Genomic DNA, 14,499 nt, shown 5'->3' with positions numbered 1-14,499 from the left:
GAACCCCTGATAGTGCCCGTGGAACCGATTTTTCAGCAAGTATGGGAACTATGAACCCCTCATAATGCCCTCAAAACTAATAATTTCAACATGTACGGCAATTATCAGTCAATATTGATTTCTCTAACTTATTTTGTGACAATAATCGGACCGTCTTTTGTAATTATCAAGGTGTGTTCATATTGGGCAACGCGGCTTTGTTCGGTTATATAGGTCCAGTCGTCCCCCTTTTCGATTACTTCCTCTTCTAGAGTAGAAATAAATGGTTCAAATGCAATAACCATACCTTCCCTTAACAAGCCGCTCTCTGACGGCTCATAGTAATTAAAAATATATTCAGGCTTCTCATGAATAGTCCGGCCAATTCCATGACCAGTTAGGTTCTTGATAACGGTGAATCCTTGTTTTCTTGCCGTCTGATAGACTACCTTCCCCATACCGTTTATTTTCGAACCTGGCTTTGCTTTCTTAAGACCAGCTTCGAAAGCTTCCTGGGCCACTTCGCAGATTCTCTTTAAAACGGGATCTCCCTCTCCTACGACAATCGAAATCCCAGTATCAGCGAAATAACCATTTTTGGAACCTGATACATCAATATTGACGAGATCCCCCTCTTGAATCTCTCGGTTCCCCGGAATCCCATGGGCTACTTCCTCATTCACACTAATACAGGTATAGCCAGGAAAATCATATTCTCCTTTTGGAGCGGATACGGCCCCTTCCTTTTCAAAAAGGTCGCCGGCAATTTCGTCTAATTCTTTTGTTGTGATACCAGGTTTTGTTCTTTGAACTAATTCATCTCGAATGGCTGCACAAATACGGCCAATTTCCTTTATTCCATTAATATCTTCTTCCGTTTTTACAATCATGGATAATTCCCCTATCTTAAAATTTTGTCATAAAATCTTCTATGTAATAAATTTTACCTGTAGTCTTTTAAAAATCCAAGTGCTTGCCCTTGTCTAGAAACTTTAAAAATGAAAAGACACTTCTTTATCATGCAAGTGTCTTAATAAAATAGTAGGTCGTTTATTTAATAGCTAGTTATATGCCCTACTTTCTCTAATGTATGCGGGATAGGTGTCCATAGAATGGGCGGGCTTTTTTTAAAATAGGACAGGCAGTAATTAAAAGCAGCCCAGTTTTGCTAAAATGGGCTGCAAATTTAAATTATTCACCTAGATCCACATTGTGGTACACTTGTCTAACATCTTCTAAATCTTCGAGTGCATCGATCATTTTTTCAAATTTTGCTTGTCCGTCTTCTGGAAGCGTAATTTCACTTTGTGCAAGCATAGTTAATTCAGCAACAGTAAATTCCGTAATGCCGGCATTTTTGAAGGCTTCCTGGACAGCGTGGAACTGGTCAGGCTCAGCATAAACAATTACCTGGTCCTCTTCGTCAATAATGTCACGAACATCCATGTCCGCTTCCATTAACATTTCAAGAACTTCTTCCTCTGTCTTCCCTTCAATCCCAAAAACAGCTGTCGCATCAAACATATAAGCAACAGAGCCACTTACCCCCATGTTGCCACCGTTTTTACCAAAAGCAGCACGTACATCAGAAGCGGTACGGTTTACGTTATTTGTTAACGCATCAACGATCACCATTGAACCGTTGGGTCCAAAGCCTTCATAACGAAGCTCGTCGAAGGTTTCATCTGAACCGCCTTTTGCCTTGTCAATCGCACGGTCAATAATATGTTTTGGTACACTGTATGTTTTGGCACGCTCCAGTACCACTTTTAATGCTGTATTGGATTCTGGATCTGGTTCTCCTTGTCTTGCTGCTACATAGATTTCACGGCCAAACTTTGCATAAATACGGCTCGTATTTGCATCTTTAGACGCTTTCTTTTCTTTAATATTATTCCACTTACGTCCCATCGTCTTCCAACTCTCTTTCAACATTGAATCAACAGAAATAATTCACTAGATAATATTATCCTAAAATGGGCAATTTGTTAAGTGTCTTCCATCCCTCATCCAAGCAAAATTCAATATTAATGTATCTTTTTTTATAGGCTCTGTTAAACTAGTTGTTGTTTTCCGCTCCAGGCGCTTCGCTTTCCGTGGGCGGTCTGGGAAGCCTCCTCGTCGCTATGCTCCTGTGGGGTTTCCCCTACCCCGTACTCCCACAGGACACTGAATTGCTTCCTTGAATCGGCCCACGCACGAAGAAAATGCGTTAGCATTTTCGAGGAGTCTTCGCGCCTTCCGCTCCAATCAATTTTGTTTAAAAATTAACATTGTTCTTTAACATCCTCTTAATTAGACGGTTTTCCTCTCAATTAGGTTAACAGAAATTTCTTGGTGAGAAACTTCCCCGTGTTCAACTGATTGCAGAAAAAGCCTTCTTCCTATTTCAATAAGTGGAATTTCAATGGTCGTAATGTTTAACATTTTCGCAATTGGCTCGTTGTTAAAGCCGATTAAGGCAAGATCTCCTGGTATCGAAATATTGCGCTGCTGGCAGCTTGTAATGATTCCTACGGCAACCTGGTCGCTGGTTGCCAAAATGGCAGTTGGCGGGCAAGACATTTGTTGGATCTGTTCTACCACTCTTTCTCCATCCTCAATATATAGACAGTTATCAAAGATATATTCACGTTTAAAGGGCAGGTTATTTTTTTTAAGAAAATTTTTATAGGCTGATTCCCTTGCTCGGCTATTTGTTCCTGTCATCCGTCCAATACAATAGGCAATCTGTTGGTGTCCTCTCGATTTTAAATAGTCTAAAGCATAATCAAATGTTTTATAATGGTCAACGAATATGGAGGATACTCCCTTTCCTCTCGTATCCTCGAATAAAATAATGGGTCCATATGGCTGATATTCATCGATTATAGACCAATCACATTTTCTTGAACAAATAATCAATGCATCAATTTGTTTTTGTTTTAGCATGTCTAGAGCCTCTCGTTCTCGCTCCTCTTCATAATTGGTTTGGATTAAAACGAGGTGATGATGGTGAACCAAGGCCTCGTTTGCAATCCCCTTGATGATTAAACCAAAATAAGGATGTTCCGTAAAGGGAATGACGACTCCAATCAGAAAAGTTTTGCCTTTACTTAAATGAACAGCATTCATATTACGGTGATAATTACTTTGTTCAATAGCTTCTAAAACCTTGTGCCTTTTTTCCTCGCTCACATATGGATGTTGATTCAAAACTCGTGAAACAGTCGTAACAGAAACACCTGCCATTTTCGCCAAATCTCTTATATTTGTCACATTATCACCTTATTAAAAAAAATCTTCAAAGTTTTCAAACGGTATTACTTTATACTCCTCTTCTGCTTGCTTTAAACAAAGAAATGTACTTAAGTAGATAATCGCACACATGATCATTAATTCTAACATAATAATATCCTCCCTTTTATTTTGTATTTTAAATTTTAGAATATGAAACGCGTTACATAGCAAGAATTTTTAATGTGATTTATATCACATCATAAAATAATGAAAATGATTATCATTTGTACTTGAGATATTGAAACCTATTTTGGAGTGATGAAAATGAATCAAGCGATGAAAACAATCGAGGGCTGGTATAGTTTACATGATTTCCGGAATATTGATTGGCCAAAATGGAAGGCAGCAACTGAAGCACAACGTGAACAAGCAATAAGTGAATTTAAATCGCTTTTAAGTAAGTGGGAATTGGTGGAGAAAAATAAGCAAGGGAGTCATACTGTTTATACGGTTGCAGGTCAAAAAGCTGATCTTATGTTTATGATTCTCCGCCCGTCCATGAAAGAATTAATTGAAGTGAAGACAGAGTTTAATAAAACATTACTGGCAGATTACACAAAGCCTGCTTATTCCTATGTTTCAGTTATTGAAAAAAGCACTTATTCGCAAATGCGGGCCAATCCCTATGATGATCCTGCAATGCGGGCAAAGCTTTACCCTTCCATCCCAAAAACGGAGTACATATGTTTTTATCCGATGAGTAAACTTCGCGGTGATAATACAAACTGGTTTATGCTCCCTATGGAAGAACGAAAACGATTGATGTTTGAACATATTGATACAGGAAAACCATATTCAGAGCAAGTTAAACGAATTGTGACTGGTTCTGTTGGCTTCGATGACTATGAGTGGGGTGTTTCCCTATTTTGTGATGATGCATTACAATTTAAAAAATTAATCTATGAAACAAGATTTGACGAGGTCAGCGCTGTTTACGGGATTTTCGGTTCTTTCTTTATTGGAAATCTTTTAACACAAGACCAAATGAATCAGTTCTTTCAAATATAAAAAAAGACGGTAACTCGCCGTCTTTTTTATTTATTGTGGCAGTTATCGACTTCTGTTGTGTTACACTAAAATTATCTCAGGAAAACAAAAGGAGGTAAATTTTATGAGTAATCTTGACATACCAGGACTAATCGCGCAGTATCCCTTGCTTCAAAATTTAATTTCATTGGATGAAGTTTTTTGGGTCAATCCTATTCTTGAAACTTTTGAAAAAGGAATGGAAAAAGCTCCTTTAACAAAAGAAGATATTCGGGACGCTGAGGATCGATTAAATCGATTTGCACCATACATAGCGACAGTATTCCCTGAAACACAGGCAACAGCCGGGATGATTGAGTCCCCTATAGTGAAAATTCCTTCAATGAAACAATACTTAGAACAAGAAGATCAGGTGCCTATCGAGGGAGAATTATGGCTAAAATGTGATAGCCACCTTCCGATTTCCGGTTCAATTAAAGCACGAGGCGGAATTTATGAGGTTTTAAAGCATGCAGAAGATTTAGCGCTAAAAAATGGGTTGTTAAAGCTTGAAGACGATTATTCTATGCTCGATAGTGAAAAGTTTCGAGCTTTTTTCTCCCAGTATTCCATCGCAGTTGGTTCAACTGGAAATTTGGGGCTTAGTATTGGCATCATCAGTGCAAAATTAGGTTTTAATGTGACGGTTCATATGTCAGCTGATGCAAAACAATGGAAAAAAGAGCTTCTTCGCAGTAAAAACGTCAACGTCATTGAATATGAAGCAGATTATAGTAAAGCCGTTGAAGAAGGGAGAATTCAAGCAGAAGCCGATCCCAACTGTTATTTCATCGATGATGAAAATTCCCGTGATCTATTTTTAGGATATGCGGTTGCTGCTTCTCGTTTAAAACGGCAATTAGAGGAATTAGCCGTAATGGTGGATGAAAACCATCCGCTATTTGTTTACCTTCCTTGCGGAGTCGGTGGAGGTCCTGGCGGTGTAGCCTTTGGGTTAAAACAATTATTTGGGAACCATGTACATTGTTTCTTTGCCGAGCCTACCCACTCCCCTTGCATGTTGCTTGGTTTAGTCACAGGACTCCACGATAAAATTTCCGTTCAGGATATAGGGATTGATAATTGTACGGATGCCGATGGACTGGCAGTCGGCAGACCCTCTGGTTTTGTTGGGAAAACCTTAGGGCCTTTTTTGAGTGGCAGTTATACGGTGAGTGATGAGCATCTTTACCAGCTTTTAAAGGAATTAGTGGATCAAGAGCAAATTCGCTTAGAACCCTCCGCATTAGCAGGTATGGCAGGCCCGTTGCTTTTATTAAAAAAAGGTTCCGATTATATCAGGAAGTACAACTTAAAGGAAAAGATGAAAAATGCTTCCCATATTGTATGGGCAACCGGCGGAAGTATGGTACCTCAAGAAATCCTTGAGGTATATTACGAAAAAGGACTTGAAATTTCGCAAAAAATGCAGTGAACAAATAAAAAACATTGGGCATTCGTACCCAATGTTTTTTAATCATTTTGTTGGGGATGCTTGATAAGCTGTTTCTGCCTCTTCTTCTGTTTCCATCTCTAATTCCTCAATGGCAACAGCACGAGTATGAACGGTATGATTCCATTCTCTCTGGTTCTTTTTAAGAAAACCAATAATCGTAACGGGAATCCATGAGAGCCCAAAAATATAGGAAACAAAAAACCAGTGAAGTTTTTTCCCTTTCTTCTCTAAAAGCATAGCAAGAATTGGCAAGGACAAATAAGCCGCAATAAAGGTCCCGTAAATCCACCCATCAAAGATTAAAGACTTGTCGACGACATCCCCTAAAAAGCCATCAACCTTATAAACACCCGTATAAGAGAGAAAACCGGCAACGATTAGGATTAATGCCAAAATCGATCGAGAAGGCATAACTAAATAAATGGCAGAATCAATCAGCATGAACTTCCGTTTTTTAATCCCTTCCATAAGTAAGGGGAAGGTATATCTTGTCATACAGTCAAAATGCCCCTGCATCCAGCGAATTCTCTGCCTAAAAGATTGTTTAAAGCCCAGTGGTTTTTCATCATATAATTTTGCATCGTGAGCCCAAGCCACTCTTTTTCCTGTTTTCAAAATATATCTTTGCGTAAATTCAAGGTCTTCTGTTAAGGAAGTTGCCCCCCAGCCAATTTCTTTTAAAACCTTGGTGGTAACCGTAACCCCTGTCCCGCCTAGTTGGGCTGTTAACCCTAAATTCTCTCTTACTAGCTGATAAATTCGATTCGTGGACCAGTAGGCAAACGAGTAGGATTTGGTTACCCATGTATCTTCAGGGTTCTTAGAATCCAAATAGGCCTGGACGACATCATGCCCTTCCATCAGCTTGGAGTTGATGATTTGTAAAAAATCCCTTCCAACCAGGTTATCGGCATCAAACATGACCACAGCATCATAGGAGGTTCCGTCCTCTTCAATCTCCCATAAGCGTTCAAACATCCACTCGAGGCCAAAGCCTTTCCCCTTTCTCTCTGGATCATGTCTCTCCATTGCCTTCACACCTGTAGCACGGACAGCAGATGCAGTACCATCTGAGCAATTATCACAAATAACATATACATCGTATAAGTTTTTCGGATAATTTAAATTTTTTAAATTCTCACAGATCTGGCTGATTACATTTTCTTCATTGTGTGCTGCAACGAGGACTGCAAAGCTCTTTTTAGGTTCCTGGATTTCTGTCTTTTTAAATTTTCGAAGTCCTGCATAACTCATAAAAGTTTGATAACCGACAAAAAAAAGTGAAATGGCTTGTACAGCTAGTAGAAAAAGGTAAATCCCAAGATTTGAAGCTTCACTCCAGCCATGTGTAAAAACACCGTATCCCACAGTTAGTACTAAACAAATTGCCACTAAAATGATAAACATAGTACACCTCAACTTTATGGGGTGTTGTCTGTTACCCCTTTTCAATAAGGGTATCCATAAAGAACGCTTTTAAAACGGAAAGGATTTTAAACTAATATTGGTTTTTTGTTTCTGGAGTATTTCAGGCATACAGTATTGGCAAGGATAGAAAAGGAACAATTAAATATTATTTTTGGCAGGTGCAGGATGAAAGAAAGAAATGCTAAACTCAGTCTATTTGTGTTTTTCTCGTTATTATTAAAATCATTATTTGTAAAATATTCGATTATGGATGAACTAAATATCGTTGGTTTCTTAACCGAAATGGCCTTTTTAGCCCTATTTATTATTATGGTGTCATCGATTAGAAATAAGGTTTCAAGTATTTTACTTTTAATCCTGAATTTGGGCTATTCCGTTCTTTGCTTAACCACCTTACTCTATTTTGATTACTACAACACCATTTTCACTTATAAATCTTTAGGTGAGATTGATCAGGTAGGTGAAATTTCAGACAGTATCTTTGCTCTATTTAAACTCCAATATATATGGCTATTTTTCGATTTTATTTTGCTTTGTTTTTGGCCAAAACTAAAGCGTATTTTACCATTTAGCCTATTCCAACTAGGTCCAAAACTTTTTGGGTTAACCATTGCCCTTTTATTATTTTTTACCGGAACAAGCCTATTTTCTTCCTCAAAAATCATTAATGAATTAAGCAAATATGAAAAATTAGGGATTATGGGTTATCAGTTTTCAGAGGCGGCAACGGATCTCCACTCTATTTTTTCAAATAATGACATAAGCGCAGAATCTTTACAGAAGAATCGACATTTATCGCAGAAAGGCACTAGTAGATTGTTCGGGATTGCAAAGGATAAAAATCTGATTATTGTTCAACTGGAATCCGTTCAAAACTTTTTTATTAACTTAAAAATTAACGGTAAAGAAGTAACTCCTAATTTAAATAAACTGGTAAAGAGCTCCTATTACTTCCCCCACTTTTACTCCCAGGTGGGAAAAGGAAATACTTCAGATGCCGAATTTATTACCAATACTTCCATCTATCCTTTAGGGGATGTGCCGATGTCCACTGCAGTCGAAGGAAAAGCGGTGCCAAGTTTACCAAGAATCCTTGGAGATAATGGCTACCATACCGCTACCTTTCATGCTAATAGTGTTACTTTTTGGAATCGAAATCGGCTATATCAGTCCTTAGGTTTCAAAGAATATTATGACAAAAAGTATTTTGGTACAAATGATATCATCTCTTATGGTGTTTCGGATGTGGTTATGTATCATAAAACCATCCAAAAATTAGCAGACTTCCATCGAAACGGGAAGAATTTTTACGCAGATATCATCGCCCTATCCAGTCATTTTCCATTTAAGCTTCCGGAATCGAAACAGGTCAATACGGTTCCTTTGCCAAAGGAATATGATAATTCCTTCGTAGGGTCCTATATCAAAGCGGTTAGCTATGCTGATTATGCTTTTGGGAAATTTATAGAGGAATTAAAACGGGCGGGACTGTATAAGGACTCCGTCATTGTCGTTTATGGTGATCATCAAGGTCTACAGATAAAAACTGACCAGGATAAACAAATAGTTCAGAAGATTTTTGGAAGAAAATATGATTCAGTCTTAGACCATTTAAACATTCCTTTAATCGTGAAGGTTCCTTCAGTAGAAAAAGCGAAGAATATTCCTACTGTCGGTGGTCTGGTTGATATTTATCCAACAGTTGCCAATCTTTTAGGATTGGATATAAGTAAACAAATCGTATTTGGAAATGATTTGCTTAATGTAAATAAGAATCAAATCGGAATTCGTTTTTATGCCCCAACAGGAACATTTGTGAACCAATTTTATCGCTTCTCTCCCGGGAAAACCAATGACCAGGGAAAAATTTTAAGTCTTAACGAGCGGAAAGAGAGAGCGGCGCCAGCAAGTGCCATAAAGGAAGAAGAAAAGATGATCAAATACATGAAACTCTCAGATCAATATGTAAAATCATTTCCAAAACTGAAATAATGTGAGAACTACAAAGGACGAAGGATCTCCCTCCGTCCTTTATTACTATCTAACATCAAGACTCATGCGATTCTCCATTTTTCTAACTAGGTAAGTAAAAATTAATACGAGCACCAAGTAGTAAAAGCCGACAACGATATACGTTTGCAGCTGCTTGTAATTGGATGCTGCTTCACTTAACCCAGAACCCCATAAGTCTGCCATTCCAACATAAGCTACTAAGGAGGAATCTTTTAACCCAATTATAAATTGATTTCCTAGCGGTGGAATGGAAAATTTAAATGCTTGGGGCAATATTATTCTTCTCATCGTAAGGGGATAACTCATCCCTAGTGAAAGTCCTGCCTCCATTTGTCCACTGTCTACAGATTGAATGGCCCCACGAAATATTTCTGCAATGTAGGCCCCATTATGAATGGCTAATGCTAAAGCTCCTGCCCAAAATTGGGAAAGTGTAATAACCGAAGCGATACCAAAATAAAGGATCGCAATTTGAACAATTAGAGGAGTTCCTCGGATTAAACCAATATATAATGATGCCAATTTATTTAACCATTTATTTGTAGAGATTCTGAAAAATGCAAATATCAGTCCAATGATACATCCAATTAATAACGATATAATCGTTAACCTTAAGGTTAGAAAGGCTGCTTTTGGAAAAACATCAAAGGTGTTTAAAAAAATCTCAAAAATAAAAATCACCTTCCTATCTTTTTTGAAAAGGGTGCCATTCAATCGACACCCTTACAAAGCTCCTATTCTCCTAAAATACTGCGCCCGAACCACTTATCACTAATTTTTTTATAGGTTCCATCTTTTATGATTTCCTGAAGCGCTTTATTGATTTTTTCTTTTAATTCCTTATCCTCTTTCCGGACAGCAATGGCTTGATCATCATGGGTTAATGGTTCACCAACATCTTGAATCTTAATTGCACCTGCTTTTATTATTGGGAAACCAACCATTTGATCTGTAATCACCGCATCCAATCTTCCTGTTGGCAGATCCATGAGCGCAGTAATATCACTATCATATTCTACAACATTCTTCTTGTCTGTATAGGTCAATGCTAGCTCTTTATAGGTGCTTGCCTTGACAACACCAATCTTCTTTCCTTTTAAATCAGAAGGGGCCTGAATATTCCGATTATCTTTCCTTACGAAAATTTGTGCCCCTGAGCGATAATATGTTTCCGTAAAATCTACTGATTTTTTTCGTTCATCTGTTACGGTCATACTGCCGATAATGGCGTCATACTTTTTGGACTGAAGTCCCTGAATGATGGTCTCCCAAGGATTTGTGACAGGTACAGCCTTCATACCCATTTTCTTTGCAAGTGCTTGTCCGATTTCTACATCAAAGCCCTGTAATTTTCCATTTTCTTTAAAATTAAAAGGTTTGTACAATCCGCTCATCGCGTAACGGAATTCTTTTTCCTTTGTGGAGTCAGTATTAGTTTTGTTGCTGCAGGCTGAGAGCATCAAAGCTGCAAGAATTACTCCGATAAATAAACCCATTCCCCATTTCTTTTTCATGGTAATCCTCCTCATTATTTTTATAAAATACTATTTAAAAACTGTTTAGCTTTTTCATGCTTTGGATGAAGAAAGAATTCATTTGGTGGACCTTCTTCTAAAATTTTGCCGTTCCCCATAAATACAACACGATCTGCAACCTCACGAGCAAATCCCATTTCATGGGTTACTACGATCATGGTCATTCCTTCTTTAGCGAGTTGTTTCATAACTTGGAGAACTTCGCCGACAAGTTCAGGATCCAGTGCTGAGGTCGGTTCATCAAAGAGCATTATACGTGGTTCCATTGCTAACGCGCGGGCAATAGCTACCCTTTGCTTTTGCCCTCCTGATAAATTCCTTGGATAGGCTAGTGCCTTTTCTTTTAAACCTACTTTTTCGAGTAAATCAAGCGCTTTTTCTTTTGCTTGATGCTTGTCCTCTTTTTTAACATACAAAGGGGCTTCCATAATATTTTCCAGAACGTTCTTGTGGGGAAAAAGGTTAAAGTGTTGAAATACCATCCCAACTTCCGCACGTATATGATTCAAATTTGTCTTATCGGGTATAACCCTTTTTCCAAGAAGGGTGATTTCCCCTTGGTCATACATTTCAAGAAAATTAAGACATCGAAGCAGTGTGCTCTTTCCTGAACCGCTCGCACCAATCAATACAACAACTTCTTTTTCTTCCACGGATATATCAATTCCATCCAACACAGTATTGGAACCAAATGCTTTAACAAGGTTTTTAACTTGTATCATGTCTACCTCCTTTTGATGTAGAAAAAATTTGGGTTTGCTTCGGGAAGCTATTTTAAGGAATAACAACTTTTAAATGTCCTACTATAAAACTATAAAAAGTGGTATCTTCCATAAATCACCCAAATTTTCTTGTAAAATATTATTAATGTTGGAATTCACCAGATTAATATTCGGAATTTTCTCTCTTTTTAAATATTATATCAAAAGAAGGAAAGTGCATCTATTAGACAAGGAGTATAGTTTTTGTCTTAAAATTTATACATTTTGTATAAGAAGATTAAAAACTTCTTTAAAAATAAATAACTTTAATGACATATTTTCTAATAAAAAAAGGATCCATCAATGATGAATCCTGATTATTTTAATTTACAAATACCAGTAAAAGCCAGAGGTATAAAGAAATGAGGGTAAAAATCATTGTAAGTGGAATTACTATGATTGTGACTTTCATGTAATCCTTCCATGTAATGGGAATATGATTTTTCTTTAAAATATGCATCCATATTAAAGTCGCTAGGGTACCGATTGGCAGAATGAGCGATCCAATATCACTGCCAATAATGTTAGATAAGTAGACGGTTTTTAGTAAAAGTGGGTCTAGTCCCATTTCAGTTAAGGTTAAAGTGGCAACCATTAAGGCAGGATGGTTATTGAATATGTTCGATAACACTGCGGTAATAATCCCCATGGTAATGCTGGCATGAAATAGACTATCATTTACTATTGGTTTTAAATGGACTAATAAATAATCTGTTAGACCAATATTATGGAGACCAAAAATGATCACATACATACTAAAGGCGAAAATTAAGATATACCATGGGATTTTGCCAGCTACATCTTTAGGGTTTACCTTAAGATAAATCCAACGCCAAATTAATAAAATAAAAGAACCTAATACGGCAACCAATGAAACGGAAATTCCCATAAATGAGGCAACAAAGAGACTTATCCGAACTAAAAATACAAATATCAGCATATAAATCATGAGTTTCTTTTGTTGTTGAAATAAACTTTCATTACTTTTCTGGAGTGGATGGTAGCGGCGGTTTTCCTGGAGAGGAATCGAATAGGAATGGAAGCGAATTTCTTTTGGGATATCCTTTTTGAAGATTAAATACAATAAACAAGCCAAAAATAGCAGACCTAACACCCCTGGTATAAACATCATCTCAGTTTGGAGATAAAGATCCATTCCGATAATTTTTAGGGCAATCAGGTTTACAATATTACTTACACCGATTGGCGCACTTGAGGCGGTTGCAATTAGAGCACCACTTAGAAGGTATGGAATTTTTTGACGATTCTTTAACCCAAGATTTTTTAAAATTAAAATTAAAATGGGAGTTGTGATTAAAATGCTTCCATCATTGTTAAAGAATAGTGTCATAAAAAAGCAAAGTAACAACGTATACCAAAATAATCGAATTCCCGATCCCTTTGAAACTTTTAACATGAGAGCAGCTGTCCACTTAAAAAAACCGAAACTTTCAAGCACAATCGCCATTACAATTGTGGCTATGATGGTAATGGCTGCTCCTGTTACTTTTGAACTAATATCCAGTAAATCCCCTGGCGAAACACTTCCGCTAAGGAAAACAATAATGGCTCCGATTATTGCAGGGATTGCCTCGTTCATGTTTTTGGGACGGAGAAAAATCAAAACCATGGTAAGGATAAATGAAAATATGGTGATGATTACCGTCGACAACGAATACATGTAAATTTTCACTCCCTTGATGTCAAACTTCTGATAAAACCTTTCTATATTGCGTTTCGTTCACCCCTTGTCCTTTGTTTTATCATACGTAAATATTGGAAGCTTGAACTAAACGAATATCTCGAAATGTTGATAATTCAGCTAAAACCCTACTAATATTTACTAGATTATTACCCACCTTTTCCTCTGTAGGCAGATTTCACTATAATGTCCCGCTGGATGTTCATCCAGGGTTTAGGTGAATAAAAAAACCGGTACAGTTGAATGTACCGGTAGACTTTTTTAAAAATATTTTCTGGACAATGGAAAACTCTAAGGCTCCAATTTGTTTTGGTGATCCTTATTAATTTAACTTCTTTTTCCTTTTTTTTTCAGGGAACCAAGACTTCCTTGGAATACTCTGCTATTTTGACTGTTACCTGTACTTCCCCGGTATTTCGATTTTCTTTCTTGGTCTCCCGTACTTCCACTGGAACCATGATTATTATTTTCACAGGAACAGTTGCCCGTGCTGGAGCTCTCATTACTTCCGGCAGATTCATTATTCCCCTTGCTGCCACTTGTGCCCTTTTTGTCTTTTGATCCACTGGACCCATGGCGTCCACTTGACCCGGAACTGCTTTTTGATCCGCTGCTTATACTGGTATATTTGCGGCGCTTACGATTTGAACCTTTGTTTCCACTTGACCCGCTACTACCCCAGCTTCCGGAACTACCGCTGGAGCCATGACTTCCTTTGCTTCCTGAACTGTGTTTGCCACTGGAGCCGCTGCTTCCCGAACTGCCGGAACTGCCACTGGAGCCATGACTTCCTTTGCTTCCTGAACTGTGTTTGCCACTCGAACCACTGCTTCCACTACTACCGGAACTGCCGCTGCTTCCTGAGGACCCTGAACGGTGACGTTTTCCTAATGGTCCGCGACTTCCTTTGCTCCGCCTGGAACTTTGTCTACCACTTGATCCGCTACTACCGGAACTACCGCTGGACCCACTGCTACCGCTACTACCGGAACTACCGCTAGACCCACTGCTACCGCTGCTACCGCAACTACCGCTAGACCCACTGCTACCGCTGCTACCGCAACTACCGCTAGACCCACTGCTACCGCTACTACCGGAACTACCGCTGGACCCACTGCTACCGCTACTACCGGAACTACCGCTGGACCCGCTGCTTCCGCAAGAACCACAGGAACCAGAACTACCGCAGCTACATCCACTACTTCCATGACTGCCGCTGGATCCGCTGCTACTGGATCTCCTTTTACCATGACTGCCGCTGGATCCGCTGCTACCGCTACTGCTACTGGATCTCCTTTTACCATGACTGCCGCTGGATCC

General features: G+C 38.4%; 14 protein-coding genes. 3 read left to right on the top strand and 11 right to left on the bottom strand.

Annotated features, from left to right (window positions below):
- Positions 1-128 precede the first annotated feature (128 nt).
- From map to J2Y67_RS20205, 3 genes are all read right to left on the bottom strand, one after another.
- The gene (map, locus tag J2Y67_RS20215) at positions 129-869 is read right to left on the bottom strand and encodes a type I methionyl aminopeptidase (protein ID WP_310176940.1); all 741 of its coding nucleotides are present in this window, start codon (positions 867-869) and stop codon (positions 129-131) included.
- Between the two features lie 301 nt (positions 870-1,170).
- The gene (locus tag J2Y67_RS20210; protein ID WP_310177057.1) at positions 1,171-1,890 is read right to left on the bottom strand and encodes a YebC/PmpR family DNA-binding transcriptional regulator; all 720 of its coding nucleotides are present in this window, start codon (positions 1,888-1,890) and stop codon (positions 1,171-1,173) included.
- 384 nt (positions 1,891-2,274) lie between these two features.
- Positions 2,275-3,237, bottom strand: a complete 963-nt coding sequence (locus J2Y67_RS20205) for a LacI family DNA-binding transcriptional regulator (protein WP_310176935.1) — start codon at positions 3,235-3,237, stop codon at positions 2,275-2,277.
- A 285-nt stretch (positions 3,238-3,522) separates the two neighbouring features.
- On the opposite strand from J2Y67_RS20205, the gene hemQ reads away from it, so the two are divergent.
- Positions 3,523-4,266, top strand: coding sequence for a hydrogen peroxide-dependent heme synthase (gene hemQ / locus J2Y67_RS20200; RefSeq protein ID WP_310176932.1), 744 nt, complete (start codon positions 3,523-3,525; stop codon positions 4,264-4,266).
- Between the two features lie 103 nt (positions 4,267-4,369).
- A complete protein-coding gene (locus J2Y67_RS20195; RefSeq protein ID WP_310176930.1) occupies positions 4,370-5,719 on the top strand; it encodes a D-serine ammonia-lyase in 1,350 nt (449 codons plus the stop codon).
- A gap of 42 nt (positions 5,720-5,761) precedes the next feature.
- On the opposite strand, the gene J2Y67_RS20190 is transcribed toward J2Y67_RS20195, so the two are convergent.
- Positions 5,762-7,147, bottom strand: coding sequence for a glycosyltransferase family 2 protein (locus tag J2Y67_RS20190; RefSeq protein WP_310176929.1), 1,386 nt, complete (start codon positions 7,145-7,147; stop codon positions 5,762-5,764).
- A gap of 186 nt (positions 7,148-7,333) precedes the next feature.
- Here J2Y67_RS20190 and J2Y67_RS20185 point away from each other — a divergent pair, with 186 nt between their 5' ends.
- Positions 7,334-9,160, top strand: coding sequence for an LTA synthase family protein (locus tag J2Y67_RS20185; protein ID WP_310176928.1), 1,827 nt, complete (start codon positions 7,334-7,336; stop codon positions 9,158-9,160).
- Between the two features lie 45 nt (positions 9,161-9,205).
- Here the strand turns inward: J2Y67_RS20185 and J2Y67_RS20180 are convergent, their stop codons facing one another.
- The 7 genes from J2Y67_RS20180 to J2Y67_RS20150 form a co-directional block, all read right to left on the bottom strand.
- Positions 9,206-9,853: an amino acid ABC transporter permease gene (locus J2Y67_RS20180; protein WP_310177054.1), complete on the bottom strand. Its 648-nt coding sequence runs from the start codon at positions 9,851-9,853 to the stop codon at positions 9,206-9,208.
- Between the two features lie 62 nt (positions 9,854-9,915).
- Entirely contained in the window at positions 9,916-10,695 is a 780-nt protein-coding gene (locus J2Y67_RS20175; protein ID WP_310176927.1) for an ABC transporter substrate-binding protein, read from the bottom strand.
- Between the two features lie 20 nt (positions 10,696-10,715).
- Positions 10,716-11,438, bottom strand: coding sequence for an amino acid ABC transporter ATP-binding protein (locus tag J2Y67_RS20170; RefSeq protein WP_310176926.1), 723 nt, complete (start codon positions 11,436-11,438; stop codon positions 10,716-10,718).
- 361 nt (positions 11,439-11,799) lie between these two features.
- Positions 11,800-13,158, bottom strand: a complete 1,359-nt coding sequence (locus tag J2Y67_RS20165) for an arsenic transporter (protein ID WP_310176924.1) — start codon at positions 13,156-13,158, stop codon at positions 11,800-11,802.
- 371 nt (positions 13,159-13,529) lie between these two features.
- On the bottom strand, positions 13,530-13,754 hold the full coding sequence (locus tag J2Y67_RS20160) for a hypothetical protein (RefSeq protein WP_310176922.1): 225 nt from the start codon (positions 13,752-13,754) through the stop codon (positions 13,530-13,532).
- A gap of 39 nt (positions 13,755-13,793) precedes the next feature.
- The gene (locus J2Y67_RS20155) at positions 13,794-13,997 is read right to left on the bottom strand and encodes a hypothetical protein (RefSeq protein WP_310176919.1); all 204 of its coding nucleotides are present in this window, start codon (positions 13,995-13,997) and stop codon (positions 13,794-13,796) included.
- Between the two features lie 69 nt (positions 13,998-14,066).
- A partial coding sequence (locus tag J2Y67_RS20150) for a hypothetical protein (protein WP_310176918.1) occupies positions 14,067-14,499 on the bottom strand: 433 nt, incomplete at its 5' end.

Origin of the sequence: Neobacillus niacini (assembly GCF_031456445.1) — a bacterium.
Classification (GTDB): Bacteria; Bacillota; Bacilli; order Bacillales; family Cytobacillaceae; genus Neobacillus; species Neobacillus niacini_I.
The sequence above is the reverse complement of the archived record's forward strand: the minus strand, read 5'-3'. Positions and strand labels throughout refer to the sequence as shown.

What these genes read in the sequence shown, in the direction of transcription:
- map (WP_310176940.1), bottom strand. Translation starts at nt 869, where the DNA reads ATGATTGTAAAAACGGAAGAAGATATTAATGGAATAAAGGAAATTGGC.
- J2Y67_RS20210 (WP_310177057.1), bottom strand. Translation starts at nt 1,890, where the DNA reads ATGGGACGTAAGTGGAATAATATTAAAGAAAAGAAAGCGTCTAAAGAT.
- hemQ (WP_310176932.1), top strand. Translation starts at nt 3,523, where the DNA reads ATGAATCAAGCGATGAAAACAATCGAGGGCTGGTATAGTTTACATGAT.
- J2Y67_RS20195 (WP_310176930.1), top strand. Translation starts at nt 4,370, where the DNA reads ATGAGTAATCTTGACATACCAGGACTAATCGCGCAGTATCCCTTGCTT.
- J2Y67_RS20190 (WP_310176929.1), bottom strand. Translation starts at nt 7,147, where the DNA reads ATGTTTATCATTTTAGTGGCAATTTGTTTAGTACTAACTGTGGGATAC.
- J2Y67_RS20185 (WP_310176928.1), top strand. Translation starts at nt 7,334, where the DNA reads ATGAAAGAAAGAAATGCTAAACTCAGTCTATTTGTGTTTTTCTCGTTA.
- J2Y67_RS20175 (WP_310176927.1), bottom strand. Translation starts at nt 10,695, where the DNA reads ATGAAAAAGAAATGGGGAATGGGTTTATTTATCGGAGTAATTCTTGCA.
- J2Y67_RS20170 (WP_310176926.1), bottom strand. Translation starts at nt 11,438, where the DNA reads ATGATACAAGTTAAAAACCTTGTTAAAGCATTTGGTTCCAATACTGTG.
- J2Y67_RS20165 (WP_310176924.1), bottom strand. Translation starts at nt 13,158, where the DNA reads ATGTATTCGTTGTCGACGGTAATCATCACCATATTTTCATTTATCCTT.
- J2Y67_RS20160 (WP_310176922.1), bottom strand. Translation starts at nt 13,754, where the DNA reads ATGGGTCCAGTGGATCAAAAGACAAAAAGGGCACAAGTGGCAGCAAGG.